At 72.5% G+C, this 14,615-nt stretch carries 15 protein-coding genes; 11 read left to right on the forward strand and 4 right to left on the reverse strand.

The window, feature by feature from the left end; all coding sequences use genetic code 11:
• Positions 1-147 precede the first annotated feature (147 nt).
• Both QSK30_RS18480 and QSK30_RS18485 read left to right on the forward strand, forming a co-directional pair.
• Positions 148-2,112: an ABC transporter ATP-binding protein gene (locus QSK30_RS18480; RefSeq protein ID WP_285504339.1), complete on the forward strand. Its 1,965-nt coding sequence runs from the start codon at positions 148-150 to the stop codon at positions 2,110-2,112.
• Between the two features lie 182 nt (positions 2,113-2,294).
• Entirely contained in the window at positions 2,295-2,543 is a 249-nt protein-coding gene (locus tag QSK30_RS18485; RefSeq protein ID WP_285504341.1) for a hypothetical protein, read from the forward strand.
• Here the strand turns inward: QSK30_RS18485 and QSK30_RS18490 are convergent.
• On the reverse strand, positions 2,511-3,020 hold the full coding sequence (locus tag QSK30_RS18490) for a YqaA family protein (RefSeq protein WP_285504419.1): 510 nt from the start codon (positions 3,018-3,020) through the stop codon (positions 2,511-2,513). The two genes, QSK30_RS18485 and QSK30_RS18490, sit on opposite strands and share 33 nt — an antisense overlap.
• Positions 3,021-3,152: 132 nt before the next feature.
• Positions 3,153-3,710, reverse strand: a complete 558-nt coding sequence (locus tag QSK30_RS18495; protein ID WP_285504342.1) for a GNAT family N-acetyltransferase — start codon at positions 3,708-3,710, stop codon at positions 3,153-3,155.
• Between the two features lie 60 nt (positions 3,711-3,770).
• On the opposite strand from QSK30_RS18495, the gene QSK30_RS18500 reads away from it, so the two are divergent.
• The 4 genes from QSK30_RS18500 (at position 3,771) to QSK30_RS18515 (ending at position 8,425) form a co-directional block, all read left to right on the forward strand.
• Complete coding sequence (locus QSK30_RS18500) at positions 3,771-4,715, forward strand: EamA family transporter (RefSeq protein WP_285504343.1); 945 nt, start codon at positions 3,771-3,773, stop codon at positions 4,713-4,715.
• 8 nt (positions 4,716-4,723) lie between these two features.
• Positions 4,724-5,932 (forward strand): winged helix-turn-helix domain-containing protein, encoded by a 1,209-nt coding sequence (locus QSK30_RS18505; RefSeq protein WP_285504420.1) that lies wholly within the window; start codon positions 4,724-4,726, stop codon positions 5,930-5,932.
• Positions 5,933-6,321: 389 nt separating this feature from the next.
• Positions 6,322-7,185: a TIGR04222 domain-containing membrane protein gene (locus QSK30_RS18510; protein ID WP_285504345.1), complete on the forward strand. Its 864-nt coding sequence runs from the start codon at positions 6,322-6,324 to the stop codon at positions 7,183-7,185.
• A gap of 376 nt (positions 7,186-7,561) precedes the next feature.
• Positions 7,562-8,425, forward strand: coding sequence for a TIGR04222 domain-containing membrane protein (locus tag QSK30_RS18515; RefSeq protein ID WP_285504347.1), 864 nt, complete (start codon positions 7,562-7,564; stop codon positions 8,423-8,425).
• Positions 8,426-8,470: 45 nt separating this feature from the next.
• Here QSK30_RS18515 and QSK30_RS18520 read toward each other — a convergent pair whose 3' ends face one another.
• Positions 8,471-9,463 carry a DUF4097 family beta strand repeat-containing protein gene (locus tag QSK30_RS18520; protein WP_285504349.1) on the reverse strand — a complete coding sequence of 331 codons (993 nt, stop codon included), beginning with the start codon at positions 9,461-9,463 and terminating at the stop codon, positions 8,471-8,473.
• On the reverse strand, positions 9,460-9,972 hold the full coding sequence (locus QSK30_RS18525) for a toxin-antitoxin system HicB family antitoxin (protein WP_285504350.1): 513 nt from the start codon (positions 9,970-9,972) through the stop codon (positions 9,460-9,462). The genes QSK30_RS18520 and QSK30_RS18525 overlap by 4 nt, the downstream gene beginning before the upstream one ends.
• Positions 9,973-10,085: 113 nt before the next feature.
• Here QSK30_RS18525 and thyX point away from each other — a divergent pair, with 113 nt between their 5' ends.
• The 5 genes from thyX to dapA all read left to right on the forward strand — a co-directional run bounded on the left by thyX (position 10,086) and on the right by dapA (position 14,536).
• Positions 10,086-10,838, forward strand: coding sequence for an FAD-dependent thymidylate synthase (gene thyX / locus QSK30_RS18530; protein WP_285504422.1), 753 nt, complete (start codon positions 10,086-10,088; stop codon positions 10,836-10,838).
• Positions 10,839-10,842: 4 nt separating this feature from the next.
• Positions 10,843-11,247, forward strand: a complete 405-nt coding sequence (locus QSK30_RS18535; protein ID WP_285504351.1) for an ACT domain-containing protein — start codon at positions 10,843-10,845, stop codon at positions 11,245-11,247.
• A 63-nt stretch (positions 11,248-11,310) separates the two neighbouring features.
• Positions 11,311-12,774: a serine/threonine-protein kinase gene (locus QSK30_RS18540; protein ID WP_285504352.1), complete on the forward strand. Its 1,464-nt coding sequence runs from the start codon at positions 11,311-11,313 to the stop codon at positions 12,772-12,774.
• Between the two features lie 42 nt (positions 12,775-12,816).
• Positions 12,817-13,443 (forward strand): TIGR03085 family metal-binding protein, encoded by a 627-nt coding sequence (locus QSK30_RS18545; protein ID WP_285504353.1) that lies wholly within the window; start codon positions 12,817-12,819, stop codon positions 13,441-13,443.
• Positions 13,444-13,522: 79 nt separating this feature from the next.
• On the forward strand, positions 13,523-14,536 hold the full coding sequence (gene dapA, locus QSK30_RS18550) for a 4-hydroxy-tetrahydrodipicolinate synthase (protein ID WP_285504355.1): 1,014 nt from the start codon (positions 13,523-13,525) through the stop codon (positions 14,534-14,536).
• Positions 14,537-14,615: the final 79 nt, after the last annotated feature.

Raw genomic sequence — 14,615 nt, forward strand, 5'->3', positions numbered from 1 at the left:
GCGACAATGCCGGGCTCAGCCGGTCCGGGTTTCCGAACAGAATCGCGCGGGGAATGATCCTCGGGCTCGCCACGACGGCAAGTATGCGCACGGGCACGGATTCGGTCCAGCGACCGAACGGTGGACACGAGAGATCCTGGGAGAGCGATGTCGGTCCGGTTCGTGTTTTCCAAATCCAGTGGTGACACCGCGGGCAGCGGCCTCACCGGCGACCCCGACCTGGGCGCGGTGGCGGCCCCGCCCGCGGCAGGCCGGGGCCGCCCGTTCGCCGCGCTCGCGGGCATGGTGCGCGTGCTGCGGCTGGTCTGGCGGGTCGACGCGCGGCTGACCGGCTGGCTCGGCGCGGCGATCGTGGTCGCGGGGCTGGTCCCGGTCGTCACCGCGGCCACGGTGCGGGTACTGGTCAACGCCGTGCTCGCGGCGCTGGCGGGCAAGGGCGGCGGCCCGCTGGACGTGCGGCTGCCCGGGTTCGCCTTCGACCTGCCCGCGATGCCCACCGGCACCGCGGTCGCGGTCCTGGTGGCCGTCCAGTTCGCCGCCGCGCAGCTCGGCGGGGTCGCCGCGGCGGTGCGCTCGGGGACCCAGCAGCTCTTGCAGGAGCGGGTCACCCAGGACGTGCGGGCCCGGATCATGGACCACGCGGCGGGCCTGGAACTGGCCTTCTTCGAACGCGGCACGTCCTACGACCTGCTGCGCCAAGCCCAGCAGGAAGCCGCGGTCCGGCCGGTGGGGATGGTCGGCAGCGCGTTCGGGCTGCTGCAGAACCTGATCATGTTCACCGGCCTGGCGGTGCTGCTGGTGACGGTGAGCCCGTGGCTGGCGCTGCTGGCCCTGCTCGCCCCGGTGCCCGCGTTCATCGCCGACGCCCGACACGGCACCCAGGCGTTCCTGCTCTCCACCCTGGCCGCCCCGGCCCGGCGGCGGATGGACTACCTCTCCACGCTGCTCACCACCGACCAGTACGCCAAGGAGGTCCGGCTCCTCGGCCTCGGCGGCTACCTGACCAGCCGCTTCCGGCTCATCGGCGAGCGGTACTACCAGCGGCTGCGCACCCAGGTGCGGCGGCGGCAGGCGGCGGCGGCGCTGTGGGGCTCGCTGAGCACGGTCGTCGGTGCGGCGACCTACCTCTACATCGCCCTGGCGGCGGTGAACGGGAAGCTGACCCTCGGCGACCTGATGCTCTACACGGCGGCGGCGGTCACCCTGCAGGCCGCCATCCAGGCGATCTTCTCCGCACTGTCCACAATGCACGAGAGCACGCTGTACCTGGACCAGCTGTTCGCGCTGCTCGCGGTGCGCCCGCAGGCGTCGGCGGGTGTCCTGCCCGCCGCGGGCACAGCCCCCCGGATCACGTTCGAGAACGTCTCCTTCCGCTATCCGGACGCCGCCGAGTGGGCGCTGCGCGGGGTGAGCTTCGAGCTGGCGGAGGGGGCGACCACGGCCGTGGTGGGCACCAACGGCTCCGGGAAGTCCACTGTGGTCAAACTGGCCTGTGGTCTCTACCAGCCCACCGAGGGCCGGATCCTGCTCGACGGGACGGACCTGCGCTGCTACGACCCGGAGCTGCTGCGCTCGCGGACCGCGGCGATGTTCCAGGACTACGTCACCTACCAGGCCACCGTGCGGGAGAACGTCGGCCTGGGCGCGGTCGACCGGATCGAGGACACCCCGGCCGTCACCGCGGCGATGGCGGGCGCCGACGCGCTGCCGATCCTCAAGGGCCTGCCCAGCGGGCTGGAGACCATGCTGGGCCGCTGGTTCGGCCGCGGCACGGAGCTCTCCGGCGGGCAGTGGCAGCGGGTGGCCCTGGCCCGGGCGTTCATGCGGCCGGAAGCCACGCTCGTGCTGCTCGACGAGCCGTCCTCGGCGCTGGACGCGCGCGCGGAGGTCGACCTGTTCGCCCGGCTCGCCGAACTCACGGCGGGCCGCACGGTGGTCTACGTGTCGCACCGCTTCTCGACCGTCCGCCACGCCGACCAGATCCTGGTCCTGGACAGCGGGCGGCTGGTGGAGACCGGCACGCACACCAGCCTGGTCGACAAACCGGATGGGACCTACGCCGACCTCTTCCGCCTGCAGGCCGCGCCGTTCCTGGACCCGCAACCGGACTAGCCGGGCCGCGCCGAACCGGTGCCGCACAACCGGCTTGTCGATCCGCAGTGGGTGCTTCAGGGTGTTCGGCGCGCGGAGGCGGACCTGGGACGTGTCAAGATCGGTAAGCTGGGGCCGGGCTGTCGCCGGTCGTCCGCGCAGTGGCCTCGCTTCGGACGGCAGCCCGAACCCCGGAGGTTGCCGTGCACAGACGAAAGCCCACCCGCCTGCTCGACCTCTGGTTCGCGGTCACCACCTTTTCGCTGGGGTTGTTGTTCACCTACGAAGTCGTGCCGAAGTCCGCGATCCTGTACGTCTCCGGCGCCTACCTGGTCGTCATGCTGCTCACCTACCACGTCATCGCGCGCAGGGGCCGTCGAGCCGACGAGGAGCGGGCCGCCGCCCGCGCTGTCGACGAGTCAGAGCAGCCAGCCCGCGAACAGGGCCGGTGAGGCGGCCAGGGCGCTGAACCGGATGAACCGGCCCACCAAGCCCACGCTCAGGAACGTCGCCAGCCGCATCCGGACCAGGCCCGCCATCACCACCATCGCCATGAACGGCGGCATCCCGACCACCGAGCTCACGCTGTACGTGCCGAACATCCAGCCGGGGTGGCGCTCGCACTTGTCGCGGACCCAGAACACCCAGTCGCGGGCCCGCTTCGTCCGCCGCTCCCACCGCTGCCTGCGCGGCGTCATCGGCTTGGGGTGCCGGTGCAGGAACGCGGGCAGGTGGATGGAGCCCTTGGCCGCGTAGTAGTACAGCAACTTCCCCAACATTTGCGCGGTGGCCACCACCGCTCCCAGGAGCAGCCACGGCACCCGCGGCTCCTGCGCCGCCAAGCCGAGGACGAACAGCTCCACGCTGATGAACGGCACCAGGGCCGAGCCGAACGCGACCCCGAAGGTCACGCACAGCCAGCCGAGCACCAAGGGGTCCCCCTCGTCGAAGTCCAGCCATCGACGGTACCCGACCGGGGCCCGACCGAGGATGGTGTTGTCCACACCCGTGGCCCTGCGGCAGGCCCTACCCGCCTGCTGCGACGCACGAGCGGCCCCCGCTCACTCGACGGCCAAGTCCAGGGTGCCGGTCAGCCGGACCTCGCGCAGCGGGGTGCCGCCCGCGTCGAGGGTGCGGACGATGCCGTCGGGGGTCCAGCCCGCGCGTTGGAAGAAGGCGACCAGGGACTTGGTGCGTTCCGGGACCCAGCTGATCCCGCGGGTCGAGCCGCCCGCGCGGACCGCGGTAGTCGCCGCGGCGAGCAGCCTGCCGCCGTGGCCGCGCCTGCCCCAGCGCGGTTCGACCAGGATCGTGCCGACCAGCGCCACCGTCGCCGCGTCCTCGACCGGCAGGTCGTTGGCCGTGGCGGACTCCGACTCCGGGGACGGTCCGGCGACGCAGAAACCCACCAGCCACTCGCCCTCGGTGGCGACCACGACCGTCGCCGGGCCCTGGGCGATCGTCTGCGCCCACTGCTCGGTGGCGTCCTCGACCGAGAAGCCCGCGAGCACGTCCGGCGGGAGCAGTCCCTCGAACGCGGTCTGCCAGGTCACCAGTTGGATTCGCGCGATCTCCGGGGCATCGGACACAAGGGCGGGGCGCACCGCGGCGTCGGCCATGGCGGCAACCTAGCGGATAACCGGCTAACAATTGTCAGTGGTTCGTGCGAGGGTCCTCCCATGACCACCAAAGCCTGGCTGCCCTGGGCCGCGCTCGGCGTCGTCTACGTCGTCTGGGGCTCCACCTACCTCGCCATCCTGTTCACCGTCGAGTCCATGCCGCCGCTGCTGTCCGCGGGCCTGCGGTTCCTGATCGCCGGCGCGGTCCTCGCCGTCGCCGTCCGGGTCCTCGGCGGCCGCGGCGCGCTGCGGATGACCAGGGCGCAGCTGGGCACCGGGGTGCTGGTCGGCCTGCTGCTGCCCGCCTGGGGCAACGGCATGGTCGTGGTCGCCGAGCAACACGTCGCGTCCGGGCTGGCGGCGCTGCTGGTCGCCTGCGTCCCGCTCTACGTCGTGGTCCTGCGCCGGGTCCTCGGCGAGCGGCCGTCGAAGACCACCCTGGTCGGCGTGGCCATCGGGCTGGCGGGGCTGGCGGTCCTGCTGCTCGGCGGGCCGGTGGAGGGCGCGCACGGGTCCGCCTGGTGGGGCCCGTGGCTGGTCCTGCTCGCTGCCTTCGGCTGGGCGGTGGGATCGGTGGCGAGTACTCGGCTGCCGGTGCCCGCCAACCCGTTCGCGCTATCTGCCGTGGAGATGTTGGCCGGCGGTCTTGCACTGACCATCGGCGGTGTCGTTACCGGCGAGAAGATCGACCTGGGGTCTTACACCGCGGCTTCCTGGGGTGGGTGGATCTACCTGGTGACCGTCGGCTCCCTGTTCGCGTTCAGCTCTTACGTCTACGTGCTCGGCAAGCTGCCCGTGTCTACCGTGGCCACTTACGCCTACGTGAACCCGGTCATCGCCGTCCTGCTGGGAGTCCTCTTCGCGAACGAGCACTTCGGCCTCGCGCAGCTCGCTGGTGGACTCATCGTGCTGCTCGCCGTCATCCTGGTGGTGAGCGCGGAGCGCCGGGTGTCGGCGCGTGGTGAGACCATCACCGCACCCGAGTCTCGTGAGGTACACCGGTGACCGAAACCATGACCGCGGCGGCCGCCCGCCGCACCGCCCTGGCCGCGCAGGGCTTCGCCGACGCGCGGCCCAGCGGTCCGCCCACCCGTCGCCACCTGCAGAAGGTGCTCTCCCGGGTGCGGCTGCTCCAGCTCGACTCGGTCAACGTCGCGGTCCGCGCGCACTACATGCCGGTGTTCTCCCGCCTCGGCGGCTACGACCAGTCGCTGGTGGACGACGCGGCCTGGTCGCACAGCGCGCGCAGGCCCCGGCTGCTGACCGAGTACTGGGCGCACGAGGCGAGTCTGATCCCGGTCGAGGACTGGCCGCTGTTCCGCTGGCGGATGGACCGCTACGAGACCCGCTACGCCCGGCACATCCGGCGCATCGCCGAGTCCTCGCCCGGCCTGGTCGACGACGTGCTGGCCACCGTCAAGGAGTTGGGCCCGATCGGCGCGGGCACCCTGGAGTCCACTGTGGGCGGTGCGGTCCCGAAGGCCAAGGGCGGCTGGTGGAACCGCTCCGACGTCAAGCACGTGTGCGAGTGGCTCTTCGCCGTCGGCGAGCTGAGCACGGGGACCCGGCGGGGCTTCCAACGCCTGTACGACCTCCCCGAGCGCGTCTTACCGCCGGAGGTCCGCAACGCCCCGCCCGTCTCGGACGAGGAGTCCGCCCGCCAGTTGACGTTGCGCGCGGCGGTGGCGCACGGTGTCGGTACCGAGAAGGACCTGCGCGACTACTACCGCCTGGAGCCCGCCCGTTCCCAGCGCGCGGTCGGCGAGCTGGTCGAGGCCGGTCTGCTGGAGCAGGTTTCGGTGCAGGGCTGGCGCAACCCCGCTTACCGCCACCCGCAGGCGCGCACCCCGCGCAGTGTCAGCGGCCGGGCCCTGCTGTGCCCGTTCGACCCGCTGATCTGGGAACGCGATCGCACGCAGCGCCTCTTCGACTTCCACTACCGCATCGAGATCTACGTCCCCGAGCCCAAGCGCGTCTACGGCTACTACGTCTTCCCGTTCCTGCTCGACGGCGAGCTGGTCGCCCGGGTGGACCTCAAGGCCGACCGCGTCACCAGCACCCTGCGCGTGCCGGGCGCCTTCGCCGAGCCGGGTGCCGACACCGCTCGGGTCGCCGCCGAGCTGGCCGAGGAGCTGCACACCATGGCGGCCTGGCTGGAGCTGGAGAACATCCAGGTCGGCGACCGCGGCGACCTCGCCGCCCGGCTGGCGGCCGCGCTGTAAGCCGGCCGGTAGGGGTGGACCGGACTCCCGCGGGTACCCGTACCCATGACCATGACCCTCGTCGTGCTCGACCCCGCGGGCACGCCGACCACGGCGAGCTGCCCGCCACCTGGCGACCGCTGGCCCAGGCCGTCCGCCCGCGCTGGTTCGGCCTCACCGCGACCAGCCCGCGCGAGGCGCCGGCCGCTGAGCGCCGGGCGGCGGTGACTCGCCGCGAAGGTGGACGCCTGACGCGCACCCCGGGGCCGAGAGTCCTCAGTGGACATTTCGTGGCCGTCGGGTGGTGCGCGGGCCGTCGGGCCGGACAGGCGAATCCGTCCGAAAGCCCTTGGGTCGACCCTCTTGATCGTTACCGTTCGGCGGGAGCGAACCTGTGGAGGGGTGGTCCCGTGTTCTGGTTGTGGGTGGCTGCTTTCGTCGCCGTGAGCGCGTTCCCGGCGTACCTGCTGTGGCGGGACCACAAGCGACTGGCGGGCGTCGACGCGGAGATCGACCTGTTAGAGCTCGATCGGCCCGGGGTCGCCCTGCTGACCGGCGGACCCGCGCGCGTGGCCGACGCGCTGGTCACCGACCTGGTGGAGCGAGGGGTGCTGGCCGTGCACCCGGACGCCCGGGGTTACCTGGTGCTGGGTGACGTGCCGGTGGCGGACGAGCCTGCCGTCGCGGAGGCGCTGGTCGACCGGGTGCGCGAGCACGGCGCCCGGCTGTCGAACCTGCGCGACGACGTCGCCCGGCAGTGCCACGCGGACCTGCTCACCCGGTACGAGGTGTTCCGCCACGGTGGCCTCGTGACGTCCAGTTCCGCCCGGGGCGTCTTCCTGCTCTACGGCTACCCGCTCGTCGCCTCGTTGGTGGCCTTCGTGCTTGTCGGGCGGCTTGCCGACGTGGACTCGGAGGTCTTGGACGCGCGTCCGCTCACCATGATCACCCTCTGCTTCGGGCTCGCCATCGTCCCGGGGGTGCTGCTGTGGCTGCGCCGGGACTCCGGGAGCTGGCCGCACGACCCGCGCACGCGCATGGGCAAGGCCATCGGTGCCCGGCTGTCCGAGCGGGCGGCCGACAGCCTGGACCTCGCCCCGGTGGTCGCCGCCCGCGGCCTGTCGGGTTCCGACGAGGTCCGGCGGTCGATCCTGGGCGCGGAACCGGTCGGCGCGTGGGACATGTTCGCCCGATACGCGCCGGACGACGACGGCCACTGCCGTTACCTCACCAAGGAAATGACGTGGCACAAGAACTGGAACGCGCGGGGCTGACCGCTCGCGCGCACCCGGCTACCCGGGTGCGCGCGGGCACTCACCCGCTCTTGTTGTCGTCGGTGGACTGATCGGGTCCGCTCGCCGTGTCGAGATCCACGTCCCCGAGCCCAAGCGCGTCCACGACTACCACGTCTTCCCGTTGCGGCCTGGCTGGAGCTGGAGAACATCCAGGTCGGCGACCGGGGCGACCTCGCCGCGCAGCCGGCGGCCGCGCGGTAGCGGCGGCCGGGGTCGACTGTCCCCGGTGGACAGTCAGCACCTCGGTCGGAGCCCCCGCCGTTGGTCCGGACAGGCGAATCCGCCCGAACGACCCCAGAGCGGCCACCTTGATCGTTACCGTTCGGCGGGAGCGAACCGGTGAAGGGGTGGTCCGATGTTCTGGGTTTGGTTGGCGGTCTTCGTCGCGGTCTGTGCGTACCCGGTGTACCTGCTGTGGCGCGACCGGCAGCGCCTCGGGCACGCCGAGGAGATCGTCGAGCGGCTGGACCTCGACCGGCCCGGTGTCGCCCTGCTGACCGGCGGACCCGCCCGGGTCGCCGACGCGCTGGTCACCGACCTGGTCGAGCGCGAGGTGCTGGTCGTGCACGAGGACGCCCGGGGCTACTTCGTCCAGGGTGAAGCGCCCGCGGCGGACGCGCCCGCGGTGATCCGGGCGATCTTCGAGCGGGTGGGCGAGCACGGCGCCCGGCTGACCGGCCTGCGCGAGGAGATGTCCCTGCGGTGCGAGCCGGACCTCAGGTCCCGCTACCAGGCGTTCCAGCGGGAGGGCCTGGTGGCGTCCAGTTCCGCCCGCTCCTTCGCGCTGGTGTACGGCTACGGGATCCTCGCCTCGATGGTCGGCTTCTTCATCGGCAACCTGCTGACCGGGACGACGAGCGAGGACCTCGATGAGCGCCCGGGCACGATGCTGGCCCTCTGCTTCGCCCTCGCCATCGTCCCTTCCGTGATCCTCTACCTCCGCCGGGACACCAAGAGCTGGCCGAGCGACCCGCGCACGCGACTCGGCCAAGCCGTCGGGCGGCTGTTGTCCAAGCGCGCGGCGGACAGCCTGGACCTGGCCCCGGTGGTCGCGGCCCGCGGCCTGAAGGGGTCCGACGAGCTCACCCGGTCGATCCTGGGCGGCCACCCGGTCGGCGCGTGGGACATGTACGGCGAGGGCGACCCGGACGACTACGACGCCTGCTACCGGCTGACCAAGAACCTGACCTGGCACAGGTACTGGAACGCGCGGGGCTGAGCCGCCGCGCGCACCACCCCTCGTCGGGTGCGCGCGGCGGGCCGCTCACTCGCCCTTGATGTCCTCAGTGGACTGGTCAGTGGCGGCGCCGCTCGTCTCCTCAGGAGTGGCGGTCTCGGTGGAACCGTTGGGGGAACTGGATTCCGCGGGCGGTCGCGGTGCGCGCGACGCCGCGCTCACCAGGGCCGACCCCAGGCCGGTGCGCCCGTGCACCCGCAGCGCGGGAGCCGACGCGGGCGCCGACCCGGTCAGCGGTAGCTCGCTGCGCGCCTCACCCGAACCGGAGGACACATCCAGCTCGGCGGCCGAGCCCGGCCGGATCCCGATCCGCAGCGCGCCCGAGCCGGTGGTCAGCTTCAGCTGACCGCTGACCGCGTCGGCCACGGTGACGTCGCCGGTGCCGCTGTGCACCGTCGCGTCGGCGGTCACCTCGCCCAGCCACACGTCGCCGCCGCCGGTGACCACGTTCGTCGAGCCGCCCACCGCGGCCAGCTCCACGTCGCCGCGACCGGTGCGCGCCTGCACGCCCGCGGGCGCCGGGCCGATGCGGATCGCACCGGTGCCGCTGGTCGCCCGCACCAGGCCCGAGGCCGCGTCGACGTCCACCGCGCCCGCGCCGCTGGTGATGTCGACCTGGCCCGCGGGGCCGGTCACCCGCACCGCCGCCGCGCCGCTGCGCGCCGACACCGACGAGCCCTTCGGCGCGCGCACCAGCACCGCGATCGGCACGTTGCGCAGCTGCGGCTCCTTGGGGGAGCGCACGACCAGCCGCCCGCCGGTGAACTCCACCCGGGTGCGGGCAACCGCCTCGGCGGGCACGTCGGTGTGCGCCTGGTCGGTGAACTGGCCGTTGAACCAGCTGACCAGGTTGGTGATCCCGTCCGACCAGGCGTTGGCGCTCTCCGGCGCGTGCCGCACCTCGACGTCGACGCCGTCCTCGTCGGTCAGCCGCACGTCGATGCGGCCGGACCCGGTCGCGACCGTGATCTCCACCGGGTCGGTGCCCGAGCTGAACTGCTCCATCCGCACGTCGCTCATCCCTCGTACCAGCCCTGCACGCGGGAGGAACCGCCGCCGGTGGACGGCTTGCCGCCACCGCCACCGTGGCCGGTGGACTTGTCCCAGCTGCTCAGCGCGCCCTGCACGGCCTGCTGGACGAAGGTGTTGAGCGAGACGCCCTTGGACGACGCGGCCCGCTCGGCCTTGGCCTTGATCTCCTCGAACAGCCGCAGCGTCATCCGGCTCATGTCGCCGGTGCCGAAATCGGTGTTCGGCGGCGGTGGCTCGGTGCTCTGTGATGTCTCGGTGGTGCCGGTGACCACCACGCGGACGTCACGCCCGTCCAGGCGCACCTCGACCACGTGGTCGGGCAGGTGCGCGGTGACCTCGGCGGCCAGGTCGGCCAGGGCGTTCATCAGGGCCAGCCGAGCGGCGGGCTCCAGTGCGGCGGCCAGCACGGCGGCGGCCCGGCGGGTGGTCTCGTCACCCGCGGAGGCGGTGGTGGTTAGGTCCTCGCGGAGCGAGGTGAGGTAGGTGCTCAGATCCATGACACCACCATGACGTCAAATTCGGCATCAGTCAAGCAACGGTGGTGTCAGTACTCCCTTCGGCGGCCCCGGACTAGTCTGGCCGCGACGTGGAGCCAGGAGAGGACGTGCGCGTGACCCAGACCGTCTCGCCGAAGGTGCAGCTCATCGCCAAGACGGAGTTCGTCGCCCCGCCGGACGTGCCGTGGTCCACCGACGCCGAGGGCGGTGCGGCGCTGGCCGAGTTCGCCGGCCGCGCGTGCTACCAGTCCTGGTCGAAGCCCAACCCGGCCACCGCGACCAACGCGGGCTACGTCCGGCACGTGATCGAGGTCGGGCACCTGTCGGTCCTCGAGCACGGCAGCGTCACCTTCTACATCACCGGCGTCTCCCGATCGCTCACCCACGAGCTGATCCGGCACCGGCACTTCTCCTACTCGCAGCTGTCCCAGCGGTTCGTGCCCGAGCGGTCCGCGGCCATGGTCGAGCCGGACGTCATCGCCGCCGACCCGGTGCTGCACGAGCGGTTCCTCGCCGCCACCCAGGCCGCCCAGGACGCCTACAACGAGCTGCTCGCGGGCCTGGAGGAGAAGTTCGCGGACGTCCCCAGCGCCACCCTGCGCAAGAAGCAGGCCCGGCAGGCCGCGCGCGCGGTGCTGCCCAACGCGACCGAGACCCGCATCGTGGTCACCGGCAACTACCGCGCCTGGCGGCACTTCCTGGCCATGCGCGCCACCGAGCACGCCGACGTCGAGATCCGCGCGCTGGCCGTGGAGTGCCTGCGGCAGCTGCGGCAGGCCGCCGCGACCGTGTTCGCCGACTTCGTGATCTCCGAGCTGCCCGACGGCACCGAGGTCGCCTCCAGCCCGCTCGTCGCGGAGGGCTGAGCCGATGCGCCGACTCGTCATCGACGTCGTGGCCGGGGACTACGCGGTCACCCGGTTCGACCCGGGCACCGCGGTGGCCGCCGACCTGTTCACCGCGCCCGGCCTGGTCTCGGTCACCTCGACCCCCGCCGAGCTGTCGGTGGTCGCGCCCACCAGCCACGCCCCCGGCGGCGGTCGCACCGAACTCGGCTGGCGGCTGCTCACCGTGCGCGGCCCGCTGGAGTTCACCCTCACCGGGATCATGGCCTCCCTGGCCGGTTCGCTGGCCGCCGCGGGGGTCTCGCTGTTCGCGCTGTCCACCTTCGACACCGACCACATCCTCGTGCACGACGCGGACCTGACCCGTGCGGTGACCGCGTTGCGCGAGGCCGGACACGAAGTGCACCACGCCGACGACACCACCAGTTGACGGGATCGAGCACGCGGCCTGCACTGCCCCATTAGGATGCGGCGCGGCTGAGGAGGTAAGACGGTGTCGCAGGATCAAGGCCCCACGGTGGCGCACGGACCCCGGGTGGTCGCGGGGCGCTACGCGATCCTCAACGAGCTGGGGCGCGGCGGCATGGGTGTCGTGTGGCTGGCCGAGGACCGGATGATCGGGCGGCACGTCGCGATCAAGGAGCTGCACCTGCCCGAGGGCGTGCCGTCGAGCGAGCGCACCGTCTTCGAGGAGCGAGTCCTGCGCGAGGCGCGCACCGCGGGCAGGCTCAACGACCCGGCCGTGGTCACCGTCTACGACGTGGTGCAGGAGTCCGGCGCCACCTACATCGTGATGGAGCTGATCCAGGCCCCCACGCTCTCCGACGTGGTCCGCGAGCGCGGCCCGCTGCCCGCCGAGCAGGTCGCCAAGCTGGCCGAGCAGCTGCTCTCCGCGCTGGAGGCCGCGCACCAGGCCGGGGTGATCCACCGCGACGTCAAGCCCAGCAACATCATGCTGGCCGCCAACGGCCGCGCGAAGCTCACCGACTTCGGCATCGCCCAGTCGCTCGACGACCCCCGGCTGACCAGCAGCGGCATCCTCATCGGCTCGCCGACCTACATGGCGCCCGAGCGGATCCGCGGTGACGAGGCCGGCGCCAGCTCCGACCTGTGGGCGCTCGGCGCGGTCCTGTTCTACGCGATCGAGGGCTACTCGCCGTTCGAGCGCACCACCACCGCGGCCACCATGCACGCCATCCTCAGCGAGGTGCCCTACCTCACCCGGGCGCAGGGCGCGCTGGCGTCGCTGATCAGCGGCCTGATGGTCGGCACCCCGCAGGCGCGGCTCACCGCACCGCAGGTCCGCGGCCTGCTCACGCACGTGCCCAACGGCCCGCCCACCGGCCCCACGGCGATGAACGGCGGCACGGGTTACTTCCCGCACCAGAACCCGACCACGGCCGTGCCCGCGCCCGCGCCGCTCAAGTCGAACCGCAAGGTGCTCGCCGCGCTCGGCGCGGTGCTGCTGGTCCTGGGCGCGGTCGCCGGGATCTTCGCCTACAAGGGGATCACCAGCCCGTCGGCGACCGAGCAGCCGCTGGCGATCAAGAAGTTCAGCTACGGCAAGGACGGAGACCTGCGCACGTTCGCGATCTCCGACGGCTACTGCGCCAGCGGGACCCTGCAGCCCAAGGCGTCCTTCGACAGCTCCTACGACTGCAAGAAGGACTACGACTTCCAGGTCTACGGCTACCTCGAGCCGATGAGCTCCTCGGCCAAGTGGGCCTACCAGAGGTCCGAGCTCGAGCGGCTGGGCGAGAGCTACTGCGCGTGGCTCTTCGGCACCGACCGGGTCAAGGGCGACCACAAGAAGGACCTCACCTACGCGGTGATCCTGCCCTCGGCCGAGACCTGGACCGCGGAGTCGAGCGACGGCGGCGACCGCACGGTGTTCTGCGTGCTCAACCGCAAGGACGGCGCCCAGCTCACCGGCGACCAGGTCAACGCCGTTTCGTGAACGAGCACGCCCCGTGCAACTGACCCTCGGTAGGGTGGTGGCATGGGTGTCGCCAAGGACGAACGCGCGCAGTTGAGCAACCTGTTCACCGAGGTCGGGCCGGACGCGCCGACGCTGTGCGAGGGCTGGGCCACCCGTGACCTGGCCGCGCACCTGGTGGTCCGGGAACGGCGGCTCGACGCCGCCCCGGGGATCCTGGTCAAGGCGCTGGCCGGGTACGCCGAGCGGGTGCGGGCGGGCTACGCGGCCAAGCCATGGGCGGAGCTGGTCGAGCTGGTGCGCACCGGGCCGTCCGGGCTCTCGCCGTTCCGGATCGGCGTGGTCGACGAGCTGGTCAACACCACCGAGTTCTTCATCCACCACGAGGACGTCCGCCGCGCCGAGCCGGGCTGGGAACCGAGGCCCGCCGACGCCGAACGCGACAGTGCCTTGTGGACCGGGCTGACCCGCACCGCCAAGCTGCACTTCCGCAAGAGCCCCGTCGGGGTGGTCCTGCGCACGCCGGACGGCCGCTCGGTCACCGCGCGGCCGGGCACCACCCCGGTCACCATCGTGGGCGAGCCGGGGGAGCTCCTGCTCGACGCCTTCGGCCGGTCGCAGGCCCGAGTGGAGTTCGAGGGCTCGGCCGACGCGGTGGCCGCCGTGCGCGCGCTCAGCCGAGGTCTGTGACTGTCCACAATCCCCCGACTCGTGCACAGCAGACGGGCGGCGGGCGTACGGGCGATCGCCAGGAGGTAGTTTCAGCACCATGACCGCATGTCCAACCGCCGCCCCCGGCAGACCCTTCGGCCGGGTGCTGACCGCCATGGTCAGCCCGTTCGCCGCCGACGGGTCGGTGGACCTCGACCGCGCCCAGTCGCTGGCCACCCACCTCGTCGAGCTGGGCAACGACGGCCTGATCGTCAACGGCACCACCGGTGAGTCGCCCACCACCAGCGACCAGGAGAAGTCGGACCTGATCAGGGCCGTGGTGGCGGCCGTCGGCGACCGGGCGACCGTGGTCGGCTCGGTCGGCACCTACGACACCGCGCACACCACCCGGCTGGCCCGCGAGGCCGAGAAGGCGGGCGCGCACGGTCTCCTCGTGGTCACGCCGTACTACTCCCGGCCGCCGCAGGCGGGCCTGCTGGCGCACTTCACCGCTGTGGCCGACGCGACGCCGCTGCCGGTCATGCTCTACGACATCCCGCCGCGCTCGGTCGTGCCCATCGAGGTCGACACGCTGCGCAGGCTCGCCGAGCACCCGCGCATCCAGGCCGTCAAGGACGCCAAGGGCGACCTGCTCGCGGGCAGCGAGGTCATCGCCAGCACCGACCTGGCCTACTACTCCGGCGACGACGCGCTGAACCTGCCCTGGGCGGCCATCGGCGGTGTCGGCTTCGTCAGCGTCATCGGCCACGTGGTCGCGGGCAGGCTGCGCTCCATGCTGGACACCTACGAGAAGGGCGACGTGGCCGCCGCCCGGGGGATCCACAATGGACTCCTGCCGGTGCTGCGCGCCTTCAGCCGGGTGGGCGGCGTCGTGTTCAGCAAGACCGCGCTGCGGCTGCGCGGCCAGGACGCGGGCGACCCCCGGCTGCCGCTGCCGCCGGCCACCCCGGAGCAGGTCCGCGCCATCGCCGCCGACCTCGCCGAGGCGGGCGTGCCGCTGGCCTCGGCCCCGGACTCGCACGTGGCCACCGCCCGGGTGGCGCACGCCGACGCCAACGCCGCGTACGTGCCCGCCACCACGCACACCAGCACCGGGTCGGTGCGCCAGTGACACCCGCTCTGTCGTTAGCCCGCGGTCCGGTCCCGTCGCGGACGGGTACCGCGGGCCACCCCACTTCCTCCATCGCCGG

This window comes from Actinokineospora sp. NBRC 105648 (assembly GCF_030269645.1).
Lineage (GTDB): Bacteria > Actinomycetota > Actinomycetes > Mycobacteriales > Pseudonocardiaceae > Actinokineospora.

What these genes read in the sequence shown, in the direction of transcription:
- QSK30_RS18480 (WP_285504339.1), top strand. Translation starts at nt 148, where the DNA reads ATGTCGGTCCGGTTCGTGTTTTCCAAATCCAGTGGTGACACCGCGGGC.
- QSK30_RS18495 (WP_285504342.1), bottom strand. Translation starts at nt 3,710, where the DNA reads ATGGCCGACGCCGCGGTGCGCCCCGCCCTTGTGTCCGATGCCCCGGAG.
- QSK30_RS18500 (WP_285504343.1), top strand. Translation starts at nt 3,771, where the DNA reads ATGACCACCAAAGCCTGGCTGCCCTGGGCCGCGCTCGGCGTCGTCTAC.
- QSK30_RS18505 (WP_285504420.1), top strand. Translation starts at nt 4,724, where the DNA reads ATGACCGCGGCGGCCGCCCGCCGCACCGCCCTGGCCGCGCAGGGCTTC.
- QSK30_RS18515 (WP_285504347.1), top strand. Translation starts at nt 7,562, where the DNA reads ATGTTCTGGGTTTGGTTGGCGGTCTTCGTCGCGGTCTGTGCGTACCCG.
- QSK30_RS18520 (WP_285504349.1), bottom strand. Translation starts at nt 9,463, where the DNA reads ATGAGCGACGTGCGGATGGAGCAGTTCAGCTCGGGCACCGACCCGGTG.
- QSK30_RS18525 (WP_285504350.1), bottom strand. Translation starts at nt 9,972, where the DNA reads ATGGATCTGAGCACCTACCTCACCTCGCTCCGCGAGGACCTAACCACC.
- QSK30_RS18535 (WP_285504351.1), top strand. Translation starts at nt 10,843, where the DNA reads ATGCGCCGACTCGTCATCGACGTCGTGGCCGGGGACTACGCGGTCACC.
- QSK30_RS18545 (WP_285504353.1), top strand. Translation starts at nt 12,817, where the DNA reads ATGGGTGTCGCCAAGGACGAACGCGCGCAGTTGAGCAACCTGTTCACC.
- dapA (WP_285504355.1), top strand. Translation starts at nt 13,523, where the DNA reads ATGACCGCATGTCCAACCGCCGCCCCCGGCAGACCCTTCGGCCGGGTG.